This is a genomic window from Candidatus Bathyarchaeia archaeon, from assembly GCA_035935655.1.
Taxonomy (GTDB): domain Archaea; phylum Thermoproteota; class Bathyarchaeia; order 40CM-2-53-6; family 40CM-2-53-6; genus 40CM-2-53-6.
This window is the reverse complement of record DASYWW010000052.1, coordinates 1-18,645: the sequence shown is the minus strand read 5'-3', so window position 1 is coordinate 18,645 and position 18,645 is coordinate 1. Positions and strand designations below refer to the sequence as shown.

General features: G+C 51.8%; 23 protein-coding genes and 3 pseudogenes. 10 read left to right on the top strand and 16 right to left on the bottom strand.

Annotated elements, in window-relative coordinates:
- From VGS11_10420 to VGS11_10405, 4 genes are all read right to left on the bottom strand, one after another.
- Positions 1–555: CDGSH iron-sulfur domain-containing protein (locus VGS11_10420; GenBank protein HEV2120497.1), on the bottom strand; the 555-nt coding region annotated here is incomplete at its 3' end.
- A 186-nt stretch (positions 556–741) separates the two neighbouring features.
- Entirely contained in the window at positions 742–1,116 is a 375-nt protein-coding gene (locus VGS11_10415; protein ID HEV2120496.1) for a hypothetical protein, read from the bottom strand.
- 208 nt (positions 1,117–1,324) lie between these two features.
- Positions 1,325–1,621, bottom strand: coding sequence for a DUF1330 domain-containing protein (locus tag VGS11_10410; GenBank protein HEV2120495.1), 297 nt, complete (start codon positions 1,619–1,621; stop codon positions 1,325–1,327).
- A gap of 112 nt (positions 1,622–1,733) precedes the next feature.
- Positions 1,734–2,174: a tautomerase family protein gene (locus VGS11_10405; protein ID HEV2120494.1), complete on the bottom strand. Its 441-nt coding sequence runs from the start codon at positions 2,172–2,174 to the stop codon at positions 1,734–1,736.
- A gap of 44 nt (positions 2,175–2,218) precedes the next feature.
- On the opposite strand from VGS11_10405, the gene VGS11_10400 reads away from it, so the two are divergent.
- Together VGS11_10400 and VGS11_10395 are read left to right on the top strand one after the other, a co-directional pair.
- On the top strand, positions 2,219–2,698 hold the full coding sequence (locus VGS11_10400; protein ID HEV2120493.1) for a helix-turn-helix domain-containing protein: 480 nt from the start codon (positions 2,219–2,221) through the stop codon (positions 2,696–2,698).
- Between the two features lie 65 nt (positions 2,699–2,763).
- On the top strand, positions 2,764–3,762 hold the full coding sequence (locus VGS11_10395; GenBank protein ID HEV2120492.1) for an LLM class flavin-dependent oxidoreductase: 999 nt from the start codon (positions 2,764–2,766) through the stop codon (positions 3,760–3,762).
- A 104-nt stretch (positions 3,763–3,866) separates the two neighbouring features.
- On the opposite strand, the gene VGS11_10390 is transcribed toward VGS11_10395, so the two are convergent.
- From VGS11_10390 to VGS11_10380, 3 genes are all read right to left on the bottom strand, one after another.
- On the bottom strand, positions 3,867–4,568 hold the full coding sequence (locus VGS11_10390) for an alpha/beta hydrolase (protein HEV2120491.1): 702 nt from the start codon (positions 4,566–4,568) through the stop codon (positions 3,867–3,869).
- A gap of 274 nt (positions 4,569–4,842) precedes the next feature.
- Positions 4,843–5,412, bottom strand: a complete 570-nt coding sequence (locus VGS11_10385; GenBank protein HEV2120490.1) for a hypothetical protein — start codon at positions 5,410–5,412, stop codon at positions 4,843–4,845.
- A gap of 74 nt (positions 5,413–5,486) precedes the next feature.
- On the bottom strand, positions 5,487–5,942 hold the full coding sequence (locus VGS11_10380) for a DNA-3-methyladenine glycosylase I (protein ID HEV2120489.1): 456 nt from the start codon (positions 5,940–5,942) through the stop codon (positions 5,487–5,489).
- 144 nt (positions 5,943–6,086) lie between these two features.
- On the opposite strand from VGS11_10380, the gene VGS11_10375 reads away from it, so the two are divergent.
- The 3 genes from VGS11_10375 to VGS11_10365 all read left to right on the top strand — a co-directional run bounded on the left by VGS11_10375 (position 6,087) and on the right by VGS11_10365 (position 8,416).
- Positions 6,087–6,725, top strand: coding sequence for a hypothetical protein (locus VGS11_10375; GenBank protein ID HEV2120488.1), 639 nt, complete (start codon positions 6,087–6,089; stop codon positions 6,723–6,725).
- Between the two features lie 72 nt (positions 6,726–6,797).
- The gene (locus VGS11_10370) at positions 6,798–7,721 is read left to right on the top strand and encodes a trypsin-like peptidase domain-containing protein (GenBank protein ID HEV2120487.1); all 924 of its coding nucleotides are present in this window, start codon (positions 6,798–6,800) and stop codon (positions 7,719–7,721) included.
- A 143-nt stretch (positions 7,722–7,864) separates the two neighbouring features.
- Positions 7,865–8,416, top strand: coding sequence for a hypothetical protein (locus tag VGS11_10365; protein ID HEV2120486.1), 552 nt, complete (start codon positions 7,865–7,867; stop codon positions 8,414–8,416).
- A 79-nt stretch (positions 8,417–8,495) separates the two neighbouring features.
- On the opposite strand, the gene VGS11_10360 is transcribed toward VGS11_10365, so the two are convergent.
- Genes VGS11_10360 through VGS11_10350 form a run of 3 tightly spaced genes read right to left on the bottom strand, consistent with a single transcriptional unit; the run spans position 8,496 to position 10,712 of the window.
- Complete coding sequence (locus VGS11_10360; GenBank protein ID HEV2120485.1) at positions 8,496–8,915, bottom strand: HIT family protein; 420 nt, start codon at positions 8,913–8,915, stop codon at positions 8,496–8,498.
- A complete protein-coding gene (locus tag VGS11_10355) occupies positions 8,908–9,447 on the bottom strand; it encodes a cob(I)yrinic acid a,c-diamide adenosyltransferase (protein HEV2120484.1) in 540 nt (179 codons plus the stop codon). The genes VGS11_10360 and VGS11_10355 overlap by 8 nt, the downstream gene beginning before the upstream one ends.
- Positions 9,447–10,712, bottom strand: coding sequence for a hypothetical protein (locus VGS11_10350; GenBank protein HEV2120483.1), 1,266 nt, complete (start codon positions 10,710–10,712; stop codon positions 9,447–9,449). Before VGS11_10350 ends, VGS11_10355 begins: the two co-directional genes overlap by 1 nt.
- Positions 10,713–10,819: 107 nt before the next feature.
- Here VGS11_10350 and VGS11_10345 point away from each other — a divergent pair.
- From VGS11_10345 to amrS, 3 pseudogenes are all read left to right on the top strand, one after another.
- Positions 10,820–11,077, top strand: a pseudogene (locus VGS11_10345) (AmmeMemoRadiSam system radical SAM enzyme).
- Between the two features lie 102 nt (positions 11,078–11,179).
- Positions 11,180–12,130, top strand: a pseudogene (locus tag VGS11_10340) (DUF559 domain-containing protein).
- Positions 12,131–12,133: 3 nt separating this feature from the next.
- Positions 12,134–12,937: pseudogene (amrS, locus tag VGS11_10335) on the top strand (AmmeMemoRadiSam system radical SAM enzyme).
- Between the two features lie 419 nt (positions 12,938–13,356).
- Here the strand turns inward: amrS and VGS11_10330 are convergent.
- On the bottom strand, positions 13,357–13,977 hold the full coding sequence (locus VGS11_10330) for a hypothetical protein (GenBank protein ID HEV2120482.1): 621 nt from the start codon (positions 13,975–13,977) through the stop codon (positions 13,357–13,359).
- A 76-nt stretch (positions 13,978–14,053) separates the two neighbouring features.
- On the opposite strand from VGS11_10330, the gene VGS11_10325 reads away from it, so the two are divergent.
- Positions 14,054–14,359, top strand: a complete 306-nt coding sequence (locus tag VGS11_10325) for a hypothetical protein (protein ID HEV2120481.1) — start codon at positions 14,054–14,056, stop codon at positions 14,357–14,359.
- 17 nt (positions 14,360–14,376) lie between these two features.
- Here the strand turns inward: VGS11_10325 and VGS11_10320 are convergent, their stop codons facing one another.
- The 5 genes from VGS11_10320 to menA all read right to left on the bottom strand — a co-directional run bounded on the left by VGS11_10320 (position 14,377) and on the right by menA (position 18,162).
- Positions 14,377–14,991: a trimeric intracellular cation channel family protein gene (locus tag VGS11_10320; protein HEV2120480.1), complete on the bottom strand. Its 615-nt coding sequence runs from the start codon at positions 14,989–14,991 to the stop codon at positions 14,377–14,379.
- 111 nt (positions 14,992–15,102) lie between these two features.
- Positions 15,103–15,483 carry a CoA-binding protein gene (locus VGS11_10315; GenBank protein HEV2120479.1) on the bottom strand — a complete coding sequence of 127 codons (381 nt, stop codon included), beginning with the start codon at positions 15,481–15,483 and terminating at the stop codon, positions 15,103–15,105.
- Positions 15,484–15,723: 240 nt separating this feature from the next.
- Entirely contained in the window at positions 15,724–16,905 is a 1,182-nt protein-coding gene (locus VGS11_10310) for an MFS transporter (protein HEV2120478.1), read from the bottom strand.
- A 51-nt stretch (positions 16,906–16,956) separates the two neighbouring features.
- A complete protein-coding gene (locus VGS11_10305; protein ID HEV2120477.1) occupies positions 16,957–17,121 on the bottom strand; it encodes a hypothetical protein in 165 nt (54 codons plus the stop codon).
- Between the two features lie 66 nt (positions 17,122–17,187).
- Positions 17,188–18,162, bottom strand: coding sequence for a 1,4-dihydroxy-2-naphthoate octaprenyltransferase (gene menA / locus VGS11_10300; protein HEV2120476.1), 975 nt, complete (start codon positions 18,160–18,162; stop codon positions 17,188–17,190).
- 130 nt (positions 18,163–18,292) lie between these two features.
- Here menA and VGS11_10295 point away from each other — a divergent pair.
- Positions 18,293–18,645, top strand: a 353-nt coding sequence (locus VGS11_10295) for a dehydrogenase (GenBank protein HEV2120475.1), incomplete at its 3' end; no start/stop codon positions are given.

Sequence of the window (18,645 nt, the reverse complement as noted above, 5' to 3'; positions counted from 1 at the left end):
CTGGACCCACAGTGGGCCGCTGACACCGAGCCCTGGATCCTCGACGACTCCTATGGCCGGGTCGAGAGGGTCCTCGATCTCGCTACCGGTCTTCTTGTCGTGGGCGACGAGTCGGCCGGCCGGGCAATGGTTTGCCTCTCTAATGACGAGTTTTCTGGCCTCAGGATTGTCCGTTTGTCCCGTTAGTCCCCAGATTCTTCCGCCAGCGTCACAGAATCGTGCGAAAGCGCAAAGATCTTCTGCGTCGCTGAGCTGAAGTGTGGGTCCATCAAACACTTCCGCCCGTCTTACGTAGGGTCTCCTTGTCGCGGTTTCTTTGCCATCGAACTTGGCTTTCAAATGGCTGTTGTCGCAGAACGGCTTATTCTTAGACTGGCCGCATCGGCATAGATTGTACTCCTTTCCCGCCTGGAACTTTTCTCCGTCTCTCCAATCCCACGAAAAGCCTTCCTTGTTAGGAGTTATGACTTGGACTTTTAGTGGAGTGTTCCCGGAGACAAGGTACGGGCCGTCCTTCGAGACAACAATCTTCATGCCGCTAGAAGATTTTGGCATGATGGCGAGAACCGAGAGCCGAAACTTAAGGTCATCGCGCTATTTTGCAACCAAATATCGTGGCGCTCGCGAATCAGGGTTTGATAGGTGGAGGACTGAAGGCGGATCTCGCGGTATTCCAAAGATTTTCCATCGTCAAAGTCGCAGGAAATTCGACATTGATGTGGTTGAGCTCGAGATCCTTCGTCATTTTGGTTGCTGCTGGGCGTCGTTCTTTTGTAAGATTTCCTTGTTGACAAAGTTTCTGAATGAGGGGTCAAACCATGCCTCTATCTCCTTCTCCTTCCAGTACACGGGAAGTTTTCCTTGGCGGAATGCGTTCTTCATCCACTGTAGCCATCCTGCCCATTCGTTATCGCTCAGGATGTTTCGTTCCTTCATGTGATATGCATGGGCGCACATGAACAGGATGTAGTAAGCATAGGGAATCTCCTCAGTAACCTCGTAGGGAGTGTCGTAGACCATTTTGATGAGATTGGGGCTGTCAATCGAAATCGCGATCAAGCTGTGAAGTTTTTCGTCAAGATCGTTCAAAACTCTGGTTTCGAGATCCAGAGTCATGTTCTGAACCTGTTTGCGAGAGAAGTACATAGTGATGAGCAGGGTCGCAATAATCGCAATCGTCTGAGCGAGAGTGAGAACGTCTGAGAATCCAAGAGCTACCGTTGCTATGGTCTCCCGATTCCATATCCTACTTTTCCACGATTCTTGACCTTAAGAGACTCACTAGGCATTTTTTTGATAGCCTGTTCAACGAGATCGACGTGAGTTACGTAGGCTGTACGCCTTCGACGATGAGGACGCGGTAGTCAGCAGCCTTGAAACGATGTTCTCTTGCCTCGCGATAGGCCGGACTGTCATAGTAAGCCTCCGCGTCCGCGACAGTCGGAAATTCTAGGATCACAACTCCCTGAGCCTCTGCGCCCTCTAACACTTTATACTTTCCATAAAGAACGTGTTTTTTGATCGGATGCCCCTGCATCGCGATACGATTTTTCTGCTTGTAGATTTCGTACTCCTTCTCGTCGCGCATCCTCTCTCGCGTGAACACCAAGTACGCAGGCATACTCTCTCTTCAAGTTGCGCCGCGACATAATGTCACGGCACGAGAAAAGAGATTTGGTTCGGGTAAACGACTTTTCTTTCAGACTATGTAAGGATCGCCACGTTCGGTCAGTTCATTTTGCCCGGACCGCAGCAGCTTTCGCAGCGAGGTCTGCAAACTCTTGCTTGCCGTAGGCTACGCCTGCAATTCCCCAGCCGCCCTCGGTCGCCTCCGAGAGGAGCACCCAGGTCCGACTTGCCAGCGTAGGATCCCCCGAAATCTTAGTAACGATTTCCGTGACCTCCTTAACCAACTGTTTCTGGCCATCGCGCGTTAGTGCGCCAGGCGGCGTGATAACTTGGACTCGTACAGTCCTAGCTGAGTCTGTCGCGGCTGTATGAACATGTTTCGGGTCCATTCGGTGGATGTATGCGGCAGTATTGTTCAGGGTGTAAGGTCCTGGGTTCGTAACCCCTTCTGCGCGGATAACCGCTCGAGCCAGCTGTTCTCCGAGCTGGCGATCACTCCCTGGAGGAAAGAGATCTGACCTTGCGTAGACATCGATCATTGGCATGGTTAACTCAAGACCGGGTCATCGCCGGTTTATATCTGAAAGCTGTGAAAAAAGAAAGCATGCAAGTCCTGTCCCAAGAGAGCGAGTTCAGAAAAACGCACAGGAATTACTCTCCAAAATTCATCAATGTCGAGTTCGCTTACTGCCCTGTCGAGACCTCTCTCAACATCCTTGGCAAAAAGTGGGCCATGTCCATAATCCGAGACATAGGCTTCTACGGGATTGACCGGTTCAACCAGCTTCTCAAATCGCTCCAGGGGATTCCATCGAAGGTCTTGGCCACTCGACTCAAACAACTCGAAGGAGACGGATTTCTCACCAGAACCGTAGAAAGAGCAGTTCCACCCCAGATTGTCCACTGGTCATTGACAGAGAAAGGGTTGGACGCTGGAAGAGTTGGGATGCTCATGGCAGCGTTCAGCTGTAAATGGAACGCCGAAAAAGTATTCGACGACAGGAAACCCCGCAAAATGCGTGAGATCTATAACCGCGAAGGAATGGAACTACTCACCAGAGACTTCTAGTAGATCGCCGCTCTTGTCGTTCCTCGACTCTTCAAATATCAGCCTACTATGCATGAGAAAGAACCATGGCCACCCCAGCCTCGACGGCTAGACAATCGCCCTCGACGACGCCCGGTATCCAGTCTCGCAAAGAACCGGTCTTCGGCATCAGCATCACTCCCTACAGCAACAACATCGACGTCATCTTCAAACTAGCCAAGGCAGCCGACGAGTCACGCCTAGATATTATTGGCATTCAAGATCATCCATACAACGGCAGCTTCTTCGACACCTGGACGCTCATCAGCGCCTTGGCGTCGTCGACAAGAAGAATCCGGTACTTTCCAGACGTCAGCGATCTTCCGATGAGACAGCCTGCGGTTCTCGCGAAATCCGTTGCCACGCTGGACATCATAACGAAAGGAAGGATAGAGCTGGGATTAGGGGCAGGTGGCTTTTGGGACGCCATCCAGTCATGGGGTGGAACGAGAAGAACACCCAGCGAAGCTGTCGCGGCGTACGTAGAAGCATTGCAAGTCATCCGTCTCATCTGGAACTATGGAAAGGGTCGTGGCCGGGTAAGTTATCCCGGAAAATACTATCGGTTGGAGAATGCTCAAACGGGTCCTAGCCCGTATCACCAGATGAGCATATGGACGGGCGCATTTGGGCCACGTATGATAGATGTTATTGGCAGACTCTCAGATGGCTGGGTCAGTCCACTGAGTACTTACACATCCAACGATGAGACCAAGATCCGACAGCGACAGATCGACGAATCAGCAAAGAAGAACGGTAGATCGCCGGAGTCAATTCGTCGAATCGCTCAGCTCGTAGGCGCGATCGACGAGCAAGAACGTTCTGACAAGCCTGAAAAGAAGCCGTTCTTCATCCACGAGAAAAACCCGTTCGTGGGCTCAGTCTCCAGCTGGGCAGACTGGCTCGTCTCGTCCTACAAAGACCTGGGATTGGACACGTTCATATTCTGGCCGTCAGTTGAGGGAGATGAAGAGGCTCAAGTTCGCATCTTCGCTCAACAGGTCGTCCCGAAGGTCAAGGAGTCGCTTATGGGCTCTAAACGTTGAATGCCTAGCTTCGACCTGAAAAAGTTGGACCCGGGACCAGTCAATCAAGTCATGGTGATGGAGCTAGCGCTACAGTTCGAGGTGTCGGGATTCGATGGATTGTTCTAGACCTGTTGGACTGCTAACCGCTCAACACTTTTCGCGGCCTGCTCTATCAATGACGCGACAGTACCAGGTTGCGATACGTAGACTGCGTGGCTGGCCTTGACCTCAGTGACTTTTGCGCCCGCCCTTTTAGACATGAATCTCTGCGCGTCAGGCGGAATCATTTTGTCTTCTGTGGTCAACAAGTACCAGCTGGGCCTTGACTTCCATGCTGGGTTGGTGATCTGCCCGCCGAGAGCGTCTACCCCCCACGGAACTTGCGAGTCTGCCATGAACGCCGCCTTTCCTTTGTCAACATCGCCCGCGAAAGACGCCGGGAACTTTGCTTTGTCCAGAAACAGATAGCCATTTTGCGGCGGTAGAATCGGCGGTACTGGCGCTCCAGGAGGTGGGTTTGCTATTAGCGAGTTCACCGACTCGCCCTGGTCCGGTGCGAAGGCCGCAACATACACAAGCCCTGCCACCTTCGGATGTGTACCAGCTTCAGTAATAATTGCTCCGCCGTAGGAGTGGCCGACAAGAATCGCCGGAGAGTCTTGCGAATCCAATACGAGTTTTGTAGCCGCAACGTCACCCTGTAAAGAAATTGTCGGGTTTTGGACGACACTTACCTTGTAGCCATTGTTCTTTAGAATGTTGTATACGCCTTCCCAGCCTGAGCCGTCAACGAATCCACCGTGAACCAAAACTACGTTCATCATGAGAGAAAATTTTCTCAGACCATTAACTAGTTAAGCTTTTTTCAGTTCCCTCACCCCAGACCCGACACAACCCAGCACGAGCCGCGACACTTGCCAAGGAATCTCAAAGGAGAATTCCGCCTAGTACCCCCGGGGGTGCTAGTTTTCGCGGGAGACGATCCTTCATGGAAGGCTAGGGGACCAATCAGCCAAATCACGCCTATCCTCCACACAATGCGCTATGAAAGAACAATAGATCCCATCCTCCTCCACAAAATATGCTTCGCAAGAAGCGCTATCGGGTCAACGGGTATGTCACGCGCTGCCCTAACCTCTCTACCACGACCGTCCCGAGAAAGGCGCCCAGAGCTCCGACAATTGGATTCCCGATCAGGGCGATCAATGCACTAACGGTTAGCGTGACCCCGGTCGGGAGGACTCCACCAACGTACACGATCAACAGCCCCACAATCGCCATAGCAAAGTTACCAGCAGCACCGGCGACCACGAACCTATTCCTCGATAGAACGTCCATGACACTGTTCCTACGGAGAACCAAGTCGAACACCAATCCGTTGGGAACAAGGGAGAGGCCAATCCCCACCGGGGCATTTGGATCTCCAAAGAGAAGGAGTCCAGTGATAACTCCAAGAATTGTGGCGCTCCAGTTTCGGCCCGTCAACGAGACGAGTATCGTGAAGAGCACGGATATCAGAAAGAACAGGTCAAGCTCGAAAATAGTATGTCCCAAAACAACGCCAGACGCGTACCCATAAACCAGGTATAGGGCTGTGAACCCTGCGACCAACGCAAGATATCGACTTGTCGAATATCTCCGAGCCTTGTCCAGGAGTTTCGGGTCCATCTGGGAAATCTTCGCGCTGGTGGCTATCGTGAAGTATGAAGGGTACTAGTCAATACTAGAAGAAGTTCCGAACCCTACTTGTGGCCGGCCAACCACTTCTTCTCTTCCTTATTGGGTGTAAGCTGGCACCCGGAAGACCATAGGAAGGTTCTGGCGGTAGATGGGCCTACATGCTGAAATCTGTCTTGGACGTTTGTCTGCAACCGCTCCTCGTCTTTACCATAGGAGTCGATGTACTTCTTGACTGAACCGAACTCTTTCTCCAGTTTCAGAAACTCGCCAGCGTTATGGATCGTTGCCCGTATCTTCTTCTCATTACGGACTATTCCAGTGTTACCCATCAACGTCTTGATGTCTTTCTCATTGAACTTCGCAACTTTTGGCAAAGAGAAGTCAGCGAAAGCTTTCCGGAAATCAGGCCACTTGTTCTCGACCACACTCCAGTTGAGCCCTGCTGTGAAAACGGACTTGGTCAATCGTTCAAAATACTCAGCATCATCCTTCGGTGGTTGCATACTCCTAGGCGACATGCTACGAATCCCGTGGAATTCCGGATATTTATGCGCCCCGCTTTTTCCCTGGTCAAGTCAGGCTTACTTGATACGCTTGGAGCAACCTACTTGGTAGCCGCCTACTACCAGGTTTATAATCAGGGCAAGCGGCTAGGGCCATAGATGGTAAGCACGAGAGAGAGCCTCGGTCAATTCCCAGAACTCGAGCAGAATGAAGACATTGACCTTACACCGAGGGACAGCAACGTTCTTCACGCGATCCAAGAGGAAGGCTTGACAGTCTTCGCCTTCGACGGACTGAAGCGTCTGCTCGGGGTTCATCAGGAAATGTTGTCCAGAGTTCTGGACAGACTTGAAGATGAGGGTCTTCTCGAGAAGGTGTCCGAAGGGTACAGACTCACCGACAGGGGAAGCCACCAGGTCCCTCGCCCTCTGGGCTCGGCTCAACCACGGATCCCAATCGTTCAATCACTTCTACCACACGACATTGATGTCCAGAGGATAATCGCAGGTCTCAAGGGTCGCTGGTTCGGAAGCCTGCGCTGGCTAGGATACTCGCAGACCGATGAGGGCTTGGTTCTGAAATGGATCACGGAAGAGGACAGCATCCAGATAGATGCAAGGTTCACCGATAATTACCTCAGCATCGACGCCAAGGTCGGAGAGGAGAAAGATGTCAGTCAAGCGGTGAAAGCGTCTCACCAGCTCATGGGCCACATATCACGACTTTACGAGGGCCCCAAGCGCGGCCGGAATCTCTTGACACCGGTCTCGTTCTTTCCGGACCTGTCCTTCGCCTAGTTTGTGACCCGGCATAGGCCTCCTCGGTCAACAAATAGCTCTACCCACCCCATACCTGGGTAAGGTGAAAAAATGAGTAAACAAACAAATTCGTCAGCGATACTTGAATCAATCTCCGACGCAGTAGTCGACGTTACAGAGCGCGTCTCTCGATCCGTTGTCCGGGTAGGAGCCGGAAGATGGAGAGGGGGAACAGGCACGGTCTGGAGCAAGGACGGACACATCGTTACAAGCAATCACGTCATCGGCGACATGCGTGAAGTCGAAGTAGGCTTCAGCGACGGAACAAAGCACACAGCGAAGGTAGTGGGACGAGACCCATTCTCTGACATCGCACTCTTGAAAATAGACTCGAACAGCCTCACACCAGTTGAACCTGGTAACTCCGATAATCTCAAGGTCGGACAATTCGTCCTTGCAGTCAGCAACCCCTTCGGCAGACAACCAAGCGCAACATCCGGAATCGTAACAAACCCAGCTTACAGTGTACGCGGATGGTGGGGATCGACAATGGACAAGGTCGTCGTCACAGACGCACGGCTCAACCCAGGATACTCCGGCGGACCACTCGTGGACGCTAGAGGTCGATTGATCGGAATCAACGCAGCATACGCTAACAACCGCGGAATCTCAGTACCAGTCAACACCGTCAAAGGGGTCGTCGACAAACTAATGCACGATGGAAAAATCAAACGCGCGTACATGGGTATCACAGCAGACAGCATCAACCTCCCAGACAATCTGTCCCAGCAAGCCGGTATCGGCCAAGACGCCGGGCTGATCGTCTACGGCGTTGACCAGGATAGTGCAGCGAAGAAAGCGGGCCTAGCGATAGGTGATGTTATCGTGAAGCTCGACGGGAAACCGGTTGAGAGCCTCATCGACCTTCGCGGACTATTAGACGACAAAGCAATCGGAAGACACGTCACAGTATCAGTGCTACGCGGAGAGAAACTCACGCAGCTGACGATAACACCAACAGAAGCAGAAGAGTAAACAAACCCGAAACCGTGACTCTGGCCCAAACGGCCAGGGTCAACTTTTCTTTTTCCGAGTTCTAACCATAGGTTACCACGCTTCTAAGGCCAGTTTTCCTTCTAAATGTTGATAGGACACCTGTTCACATTCTATTCTCGTCAATGTCATCTGAATCCGCTTCAAAGGAGAAACAGCCGCAGCAATCAATAGATCTTACGAGCATGACTCCAATGGAGTTCACAGTAATCTCCGAACCGTGGACCAAGTACAAACTGGAGGATCAGACCAAGCTCTTCGTGAAACTGGTCGTTGTCAAGGTCGTAAGGGGACTGAATGAGCAGGGACAGCCTGCCTACAATATGAACGCCCAGAACATCATAGCAACTCACGGTGCTCCGAACCTTAGAGGTCAGCCAACGACGACTCAGCTCAACCTGGCGGACCCTTCAAGCTACAAGGTCGTTGCAAGCCTTGACTTTGATCGGATTGGCGACGAAAAATGGAACGAGTATCACCTTATGGATGGAACCGTATTGAAAGCAAGACTCGAACTGTCCAATGTGTCCAGGATAGATAAGTATCAAGGCGACGGCGATCCAGTGTATCTTGTGAACACAAGTCAACCACTCGTCAGGTTCAAGATCTCCGACCAAGTTCTAAAATCGGTCAAACCCCCAGTTCGGCAACCAGACGTCAAAGCACCCTACGGCTAGATGCAAGCTTCCTGAAAAATCGATTCCAATTGGATTGTCGAGCCAGTCTTCGAAATGGGTCGAATTGCCCCAGGTCGGCCTAGGGCTCGATCGCGGCTCTGATCTTTTTCCCTACTTGTTCTAGATCCGCATTGGTAGCGGTCTTTCTTTCAGGGAAACCGCCAGGTAGCTCGTGAATGTAACGAGGAATGACGTGTACGTGCATATGGAAGACCTCCTGGGACGCAGCTCGACCGTTCGACTGACCGATATTAATGCCGTCAGCTTTTGACGCCTTCCTGACTCCTCGCATAACTTTGGCCACCGAAACGAATACCTTGCCAACCTCTTCTGGGGGCATCTCGACCATGCTTGGATAGTGCTTCTTCGGAACCACTAGCGTGTGTCCTGGATTCAATGGGTGAATATCGAGGAATGCGATCGAATTCGGATCCTCGTAAACGATCACAGCTACCGCTTTTTTCGAGATGATCTTGCAGAAGATGCAGTCCTCACTCATGGGTCCATTCCTCCTCCTTTACTTTGTCTCGCTGGTTGGTCCACCTGGAAAGATCGAACAAGAGGCTTGACAGTCTATTCACGTAAGGAATTGCCTCTGGATTGATCGATTCTATCTTGGCGAGTGCTACAATTCTTCTTTCAGCTCTACGACAGACAGCTCTGGCCACCTGAAGTTGTGCTGCGGCAACGCTCCCCGTCGGGAGGATGAACCTTCGCAACGGTTTGAGCCCGATGTGAATCGCGTCAATCGTTTTCTCCAAGTCGTCCACGTGGGATTTGTTGATGCGTGGAATGTTGGCACTGACAAGTTCTGACGCCAGGTCTCCTCCTAAGGTGAAGAGATCCTCTTGTACGGTCTTCAGAATCCTCTTTGTCTTTGCATCTTTCACAATTGCACGGGCCAGCCCTATTTGCGAGTTCAGCTCGTCAACAGCACCGTACGCCTCCACCCTCGGGTTCTCTTTCCCCACTCGGGTCCCACCGTAGAGACCCGTTTCGCCTTTGTCGCCTGTACGAGTGTATGCCTTCATCAAACCCAGGAGCCTACGTACCGATCGAGAACAGATTGTTGCTTATAGTAGCTTAGCAAACGGCTTGCCGCGGCCCAATTTTGGTAGGGAATCAGGAGCCGTTTCCTTGCTGCTAAGAGAGCCTCCTCTAGATTCCCGAAGCGGGAGGGAGCTCCTGTGAGCGCTCTCCGTGCTAGTTCTCTGAATCTCCAGACACCAAGTGGTACCCATTCTTTGGTCACTTCGAGAAAGACGATTGCACCGGCTTGTCTCCGGTTGCGGTCGAGATATTCCAGCACAGGGAGGCGTGAAGCGTGGTAGGCACCGGCTATGTTCGTGGGATAGTCTTTCCTTCCTTTGTTGAGTTCGTAATCGCCGAAAACTTCAGGTCTAGGGCCGGTTAACCAGCCTTCTAGCGCTTCGAACATCCAGCTTGTTGGAAGTAGTAGAACGTGTACGTTGTTGCCAACCGAGCTGGCACTAAACAATCGAAACTCATCGAGTCGGGGATGATCTAGTACGTTTCTACGAAGATCCTTAGATAAGATGTCGTCTATTGCGGTTATGCTCCACTCTGTCGGGACGAGTCTGCGAGATTGGCTAACTCCCAGGAGACCGATTGAGAACATTCTGACAATGTGTTGCTGTGATATTCCATTCTGATAGAGAGACTGGGCTCCCTGGTTAGCAGGCAGGTCAGTATCGGACACGACCTTCTCGATTTGTCGTGGAACGTCTGGGTTGCTGGCGAGGCTAAGCCGTTCCACAACCCCTGATGGCCCGTGAGGTGAGCTTCTCGTTAGGAGGTTGATCCTCACGTACGGTTTCTTCTTCACGACCAGTTCCGTGTCTGTAGGGGTTTCTGACATCACGATCTCCTGGACTAGCGACAGTGTCTTGTCCGGGTTTCGAGCGTCCTGGACCTTTACCGTGGACTTTCCTCGAACCAAACCGAACCGGTATCGCAGCAGCTCGTCTATCGACTTGTCAAGCCACCGATCAGGCGAATCGAGCAAGGAGGGGTCCGGCTCCTGCAATACTGGGACAAGAGGACCTGCTAGGAGGTTGGGATAGCCGTAGCTGCCTAGGAAGACGCCGGGAGGGGAGGCGCCGAAAAACTCGGTTTTCCCAACTACCTTCTCAATATCAACCAGACTCTTTGCCCTGAGGAAGACTGGACAGCGGGAAGAGTTCTGGACACAAACTAGACGATTGCCCTTGCAAATCTCACAGGATACCTCGTGGCTCTGCTCGCTCCGAGCGGGCCGATAGAGGGTGTCCTGCAAGCCTATTACCTGCCGGGTAAGGAAAGCAATTTCAAGTCGAAAAGGTCAATCTAATCATAGCAAGGGCGGGTTCAAATCCGTTTCCTGCTAGCCTTGTGAAGCCAACGATCAAGGAAGCCCTCCTCTACCAGCCACTGGCCGATTCAAGGGTCCGATGCACAGCATGTGCCCGATACTGCAACATTCCCGAGGGAAAAGTCGGCCTGTGCGGCGTCCGACAGAATATCGGCGGAAAACTACAGCTCCTCGTCTATGGAAAAGTGATTACTGGGCATATTGATCCGATCGAGAAAAAGCCTGTCGTCCATTACATGCCCGGGTCGAAGATATTCTCTATCGCAACGACTGGATGTAACTGGCTCTGCCATCCCGCTGGAGCTGAGATCCTACTATCAAATGGCGAAAAGAAACCAGTAGAGGAATTGCTTCCTGGAGACTCTCTATGGTCTTATGACATCGACAACGAGATGAACATTCACCCGAACGTAGTTACGCGAACAGGTTCTCGTCTTTCCCGGATCTGGGAACTGAGATATGGAGCCCGTGGTGCGGGGCACCTATTCCTCACCGCCGAGCATCCGGTTATGACAGACTCTGGATGGAAATCTGTGGAGAGGGTTGCCCCAGGAGAGAAGATTCTGAAGGTCTGGTATCAGAATACCAAAGACTGGAAACGCAAAAGGCCCGGGTCAATTCAGCGAGCCGTATTCAACTGCACAAGATGTGGTGAGTCCGTGAAGGGGATTGACAACTGGAATCGTCACCGAGGAAGTTGCTACACTGAGGGAATGGGCATGTCGCCCGAGGTACGGGAACATCATCGGAAGAGGATGATGAGCGACAATCCAATGAAAGACCCGAACGTGGCAAAACGCGCGATACGCGCAAGTAAACAGAGATTCCTCAAAGACCCGACTCATGGCTGGCATAGGAATACTGAGAGGCTCAGGACTTGGCTTCATCGCCACCCTTCCGAGGGCCAGAAGCAGTTGTACGCACTTCTTGACGAAATGAGTCTTGAATACGATCAGGAATACAGAATCCAGCCAGAGTTTCGCGAGCCGGGATCAAGAGCCATGTACATTGCTGACGCGGCGTTTCCCGACTCTAAGTTAGACATCGAGTTAGATGGGTGGTGGCACTACAAGCACGCGCCAACCCGCGAAAGGGACATCATTCGGGATAGAACGCTCCGCGCGAACGGGTGGCAGGTCTTGAGGATCTCAGGAAGGCACCTCTATTCTCATCGTGAAGAAGTGAAGGCACTCATCGTTCAGCATCTAGCGGCACCTGTGATGGTAAACAAACGAACGTGGGTCGGTGTAACAAGAGTAAAGCCGACCGAGAAATTTGAGCCAGTATACAGCTTCGAATGTATCCCGAACCACAACTACGTTGGAGATGGCATAATCCTCCACAACTGTAGCTATTGCCAGAACTTTGACATCAGTCAGAGAAGGAAGGTGGATGGAACAGACTTGATGCCTCCTGACGTGGTAAGCTTGGCGTTGAACCATGGTTGTCAGGGGATTGCTTACACCTACAACCAGCCGACGATATTCATGGAGTTCGCCCGCGACATCGGAGTTGAAGCTCGGAAAAACGGGCTCATCAATATTTTTGTCTCAAACGGGTTCGATACTCCAGACACCGTTGCGATGATGGACGATTTCCTAGACTGCATAACTGTTGATTTCAAAGGAAGCGGGGAGACCAATTTCGTCAGAAAGCATATCGGCATACCCGACGCACAGCCGATCTTCCAGACGATACAGGAGATTAGGGACCGAGGCAAGACCCACATCGAGATCACAGATTTGATCGTTCCAGAGATTGGCGATAATCTCGACGAAGCTCGGAAGCTCAGTCGTTGGCTTTATGACAACCTTGGACCCGATGTTCCAATCCACTTCCTCAGATTCCATCCGGACTACAAGCTCATGCATTTACCCAGTACGCCAGTGAAGACTCTAGAAGATCACTGCAGAGTCGCTAGAGAAGAGGGCCTTCGATACGTCTATGTTGGGAACGTTACTGGGCATCCATGGGAACATACCTACTGCCCAGAATGCAAGAACATCGCGATCAAAAGATACGGATTCGACATTACCGGATGGAGTCTAGACGAAAAGAACAGATGCACAAACTGCGGATATCAACTGCCAATATTCGGCCAGCTCAGCTCCTCAGTCAGCGAAGACCGATTCCTGCCCGTAGTCAACTAGAGCTGTCACGCGTCAGATCTTCGGATAACGAGACCGCTTCGATTTTCTCCTCGGCTGGGGAACTGTTCCGCTCAATGCGGCGGCGGTCCAATACTCAGGGATCGTCATGGGTGCGGTACGATTTTGCTTCAAGGGGTACGAGGTTTTTCTACCCGTGGTCCTAGTACCTCTACAAGTCCTGGATGAACGACAACGATCCTGAATCCCTTCAGTCTCCTGTCGTGCAGGAACTTGTGGAGCTCTAATTTCACATCTCTTGCTCTTGCGTTCTGAGACCGGATTTAGCTTCTCCGAACCCGAGAATTCGACCCGAGTCTTGAGCCAAGAAATTCAATTGCCGAAGTCATCTCCTCGTGCAAGTTTTTCAAATCCACAATCAGCATCTTTCCGTCCTTCATCGGACTCAACTTCAAGTGCTGCTACGAGGTGCTCAGACTTTCTAGCTCTAATTCGGGATAATTGTTTTGACCCAATTCGTGATTGGTCGCTGAGAGCAAGATGTGGACCAGCTCGTCGGGCGCAATCCTTCTGACGCCTTTCAGATGGTGGAGCAGGAGTTCTACTCGGCCTGGTTGGAAGGTCAACCTTGCCAAGTACTGGTCCTGGTGGACCTTGTGTCTCTTACCATCATCCACAGAGTAGTGAAGTTGAAAGACTAGATCTAATGTTCTGAACGTTCCTTTCTCCTCCATCCGTTGAATTACTCTCTTCGCTTCCTTATCGTCAAGAATATCGAATCCGTCCTTGTTACCGACTCCGAACTTGAACACGACGCCTCCCGACTTGTATCCGGGAATGTCTGCGACCGTGATGTCTAGGGGTTTTTTCTCCCGAGAAAGAGTTCGGAGCGCAGCGAGGATTGCCTTCTGCAGGCTTTCGGTGTTGATATCATAAAGCCATGAAGCCCGAGCGTGATAGATTGTCGGGAAGCGTTCGAGTGTCCCCAACCATGGATCGTCATCAGTACCTTGATTCAAAGAACGAGGCCATCCATTTACCAAGTAGCCTACCATGAGGCTGTTTGCAATTAACCGTTCCATTACGAATAGGGATCGCGAGGACATAGTCCGCGGAAGGTAAAAGAGGCTCGACCCTCATTGAGTAGCACTGTCGCTCTTGTCAGCGGAAAGTGAAGATCTCGATTTCCGGGATATACTGAAACATCTTGACCGGGAATCCGCCCATTTTGTCATCCGACTCGAGACGCATCATTCCGGAAGGCTCGTAACCGTCGTCCAGCCCCATGACCTGATCCGAGATAGTATCGACCTACCTGGGCTTGCGCATCGGCTGAAGCAAAGCGTCGGAACAAGCGGCGATATAGAAAACGGCCGCGTGGTTCTCCACGGAGACCATCGAGATCAAGCCAAGACCCAGCTCGTAAAGTTAGGAGTCTCTCCCGATAACATCGAAATGATATAGCTCAGAATAACCAAGTTCTATCGTATTCCTGGATGGGCTATTGGGATCTTCCACCCTCTCCAAACGCTAACCATTCGAATAATGAATGTCGATGCCGCCGCTAGGACTTCAGCTGGGGGTCCTAGAGTTTGTGCTTGATTGGCTAGAGTGATTATAATTGCGCCTATCAAGGAGGCCACGGCGTATATCTCACTCCTCAGGACTAGTGGTACTTCTGCTGCTAGTATGTCTCGCAGGACTCCTCCACCAATCCCAGTGAGCATTCCCAGTAAGGCGGCAGGCACAGGGTTGAGCCCCGCCGCGAGAGCTATCGTGGTGCCTGTGACTGTGAAAATAGCAAGACCGGTTGCGTCGAATGCGGTCACGAAGCGATTCCATCGCACGATTTGACGGAAGTCCACGAACACCAATAGTCCCGCGACACCCGCAGCAGCTAGGTAGCGCCAGTCGACGAGTGTCGTAGGAGGAGTGTGTCCGAGGATTAGGTCTCGTGTTATTCCTCCTCCGAGCCCGGTTGCCACTGATAGCACCAGGACCCCGAATAGATCCATTTTCTTCCGGACTGCAAGTATTCCGCCGCTCAGGCCGAACGCGAAAGTTCCCACAAGGTTGAGGATCAGCGTCTCGTCCATTTTCACTCACATTCTAAGGATGCTTTAGGGGTCAAGAGTATCACATAAGATGAACAAAAACTTCTGAAGATTGTGCGGGTCCTGGTGGGACTAGAACCCGGCTGGGGTCGTCTACAGGCTCTTGTGGACGACTCTGAGGCAGGCGTTCATCACATAAGGAATCTTGTTCGTTGAAAGCATTTTCTTCGCCTCCTCGTTTTCGAGGCCGAGCTGCGCCCAGAACGCGAAGGGTCTACCATACTTCTTCCACATCTCTACCACCTGCTCCGCAACCTGTGGAAGTTCTTCGCTCGGACGAAAGACGTCAACGATGTCGACCTTTTTCGCTAATTGGGGCGGCAGCTCCGCGAGACTCTTGTACGCTTTCTCGCCAAGAATCTCATCGGCCGTAGGGTTGACCGGGACGATCGTGTAACCGTGTTGTTTCATGTATGCGGGTACCGTATAGGCTTCCTTCTCCGGGTTCTTCGATGCGCCAACAACGGCAATCATGTCATACTTTTTCAGAATCTCTCTGGGTGATATCGTTGCGTTGGGACTGTGGGTTTGGGACGTTATCCTCGCCTCTGGTTCTATTCTGTTGTCCGGTGCCTAAAAAGATGTCAGCTGGAAGAACTAGCTCTGAGGATGTATGTTCTTGAACTGCGCGTAGAACAGTGTGATCGACGCCGTGGCGAAGTAGAAGGGAATGTCATACCTTCCCGTTCCGAAACAAGCCTCCGATCATGGTTGTCACACTGTTGCGGATTCTCGGTCGGGATGAATCGGAGCCGGGTTAGTCACTCGAGAATTGGAAGTTTGATCTTTCAGAAAGAGTTGTGACATTGCAGCGGAGCCGAGGGCTGCCGCAAGAGCAAATAGAATGACCAACTGAAGTTGTGTCGCGTCCGCAATCACTCCACCGATCAATGGACCCACGCCTCCGCCGAGACTTATCGCAGATTCTAAGATTCCCAATCCCTTTCCTCTATCAGCGATAGACGTGTAATCTGACATTAGTGCTGCCGCGGAGGCCTGGATCAACGGATAGATCGGAAGAGTCCACAATATCGTCACCACCAGGGTGTTCGTGACAAGAAAGATTGTCGCAAAATAGAGCGCGTAGCCCACTGATCCCAAGAGGAACATGGGTTTCCTGCCAATCTTATCGTCCAAGGGACCGACGATCCGAAAAGCAATCGCCCCGAGCACCGTTGTCGCGGTTGCCGCAAGACCTGCCATCAACCGGGACCCGCTGAGGGAATCGACAAGGTAGATTGTGAAGAAGCTGTTGAAAGAAGAAGAGGATACAAGCGCGAGAATTGATACGGCGCAGAGGATCAGAACATTTCGTTGTTTGAGGAGACTCCAGTACCCTTCTGGGCGTATCACAGATTTCACAATGGTGAGGCCTTGTTTGGTCAGGAAGGAAACGACTAGGATTCCCGAGTATGCATAGAGCGCCCCTAGAGCGTAGAGATAGATGGGGTCGAGGAATTGGAAAAGGGCTCCACCAATCAGGGTTACCGATGCATATCCCAGTGAGGCTGCTGTCCAGAATTCTCCGATAGCCCGCCCGTACTGGGTGGATTTGTCGGTCGCCAGTGCGGCGAAGATGGGAATGAAACTGGAAGAGAAAAGGCCCATTAGTGCAACGACGAACACGAACTGTGCAGGGTTTCTCAGAAAGGGGAAGAGACTGAATCCAACGGCTTGGACGAGGAATGCGAGAGCGAGAATCCGCTTCCCCTTTCCGGTCGAATCCAGGATTCCTCCCCAGATCGGGGACAGAACGATCGTTTCAACAGCTGGAATGAACGAGACTAAGGAAATCAGCGAGAAGGATGCTCCTAGTGAGCGTAGTTGGATTGGGAGGAAGGCCCAGATTATTCCGGTTGGGCCGAACGCGAGAGCGGTCGATAGCTTAACAGCGATTCGTTGGTCCGTAGAGACCCGCCCATAGGATGGCGCAGAAAATCTAGGGGACTATTTTGAAGGTGTTGTCTGGATGAGCCGTCTGATCTCTTCGCTTATTCTTCGACGTTCATTATCGTCTTTCGCCATCATCCATTCAAGCTTGAGCTTGAACACGCGATCCTCAAGGCTTGTGTTCTGTTTCTGCACTGTGTTTACCATGCTTATCGGCGCCATCGTCCGGTATCAGGCTCATTCTCGATCGTGGGAATATAACAAGTTCTGAACCAGGATACCCATTCTCTATAGCCCGGCAAATCCCCCGATCAAAAAGCCGACAATCGCCAGGAGACCAAAGGCCAAATGTAGAATTATGGTGTTGGCGTTGGCAGGAATTATCGCGTGCGGATCCTTGTAATTCGCCCTCAATATTCTCACAGCCTTGAAAGCAAAGGGCAAGCTGAACAACGCAATGAGCGTTGCGAAGCTTGTGATTGGGAAGGAAACAAAGACCTTCAGAACCGCGTAGAGGAGCAATAGAAAATACGATGTGGCCAACAACCCCACGTAAACCCCGACAGATCTAAGATAGCCTAGCCTCAAGACCAGAGTCTTTTTTCCAACAGCCTTGTCTGCATCCATGTCAGGGAACTCGTTGATCCACAAGACCGCTGCGATGAGCAGTCCGACGGGAATAGAGGCGAGTAAGGGTACTGTTGCTGATGCGAGGGATCCTGTTTGAACGTAGTAGGCGCCCAATGTCATTATAGGCCCGAAATTGAGTCCGACGAGAAATTCTCCAACTCCCCGGTAGGCCAGTTTGAAGGGAGGGCCCACATAGAAGTAAGTGGACACGACGCCTATCAGGCCGAACCAGAACAACTGGTACAGTCCTAACTGGAAGATGAAGTAGAATCCTATCAAAGAACCGAGGATAAGACAAGACGTCGACACCAACAAATGGGTCGATGGCCGAATCAGCCCAGCTGTCAGTATCCGTCCGCCACCAGCGAACGGGTTCTGATGTCTGACCTGCAGATCATTTCCGCTCTTGAAATCAAAATAGTCGTTCAACATGTTACACGCGATCTGGATCAAACTCGCTCCCAATATCGTCAGAAGAAACGTTGACCAGCTGAAAATATGCAGGGTCTCCCATGCGATCACTCCGCCGAGTATGACAGGGACAAAGGTCGCTTGCAAGAATGGGACCCGCATGGCCTTGAGCCATAATCCGATGAAAGGCGGCTTCTTCGTCTCGACAGTTGGACCGGACATTTCGCGATTCGAAAAGCTCGATTTCGCCGGAGGTGATATAAGCCTAATTCCCTGACGGTGTGGATTCAAGAGGCAAAAGGCTAAAGCGTGTTCCGGAGTCAACGAGAAACTCCAATCGGGGATAGAGAACTTGGTCGAAAACTGGGATGTTGTGGTTGTAGGCGCCGGGATAGCGGGCTGCATGACCGCGGGGACCATCGCCCTCAAGGGCAAAGGCAACGTTAGCGTTCTTCTAATGGACCGGAACCCGCAAACGGAAGCCGGCAAGAAAACTGTTCTAGGCTGGGTCTGCGGCGACGCGGTCGGCGAGCACCATATCAAGTACATTCACGATCACATAGGGACGACCTACGGCAAGCCCGAGCTGGAAAACAGGGTAACAGCAGTCTACGTATACTCTCCCGATATGAAAGTGAGGGTCCCATTCGAAGGACCAGGATATGTTCTTGATCGGCCTAAATTTGCGAAACGCCTACTCGATGA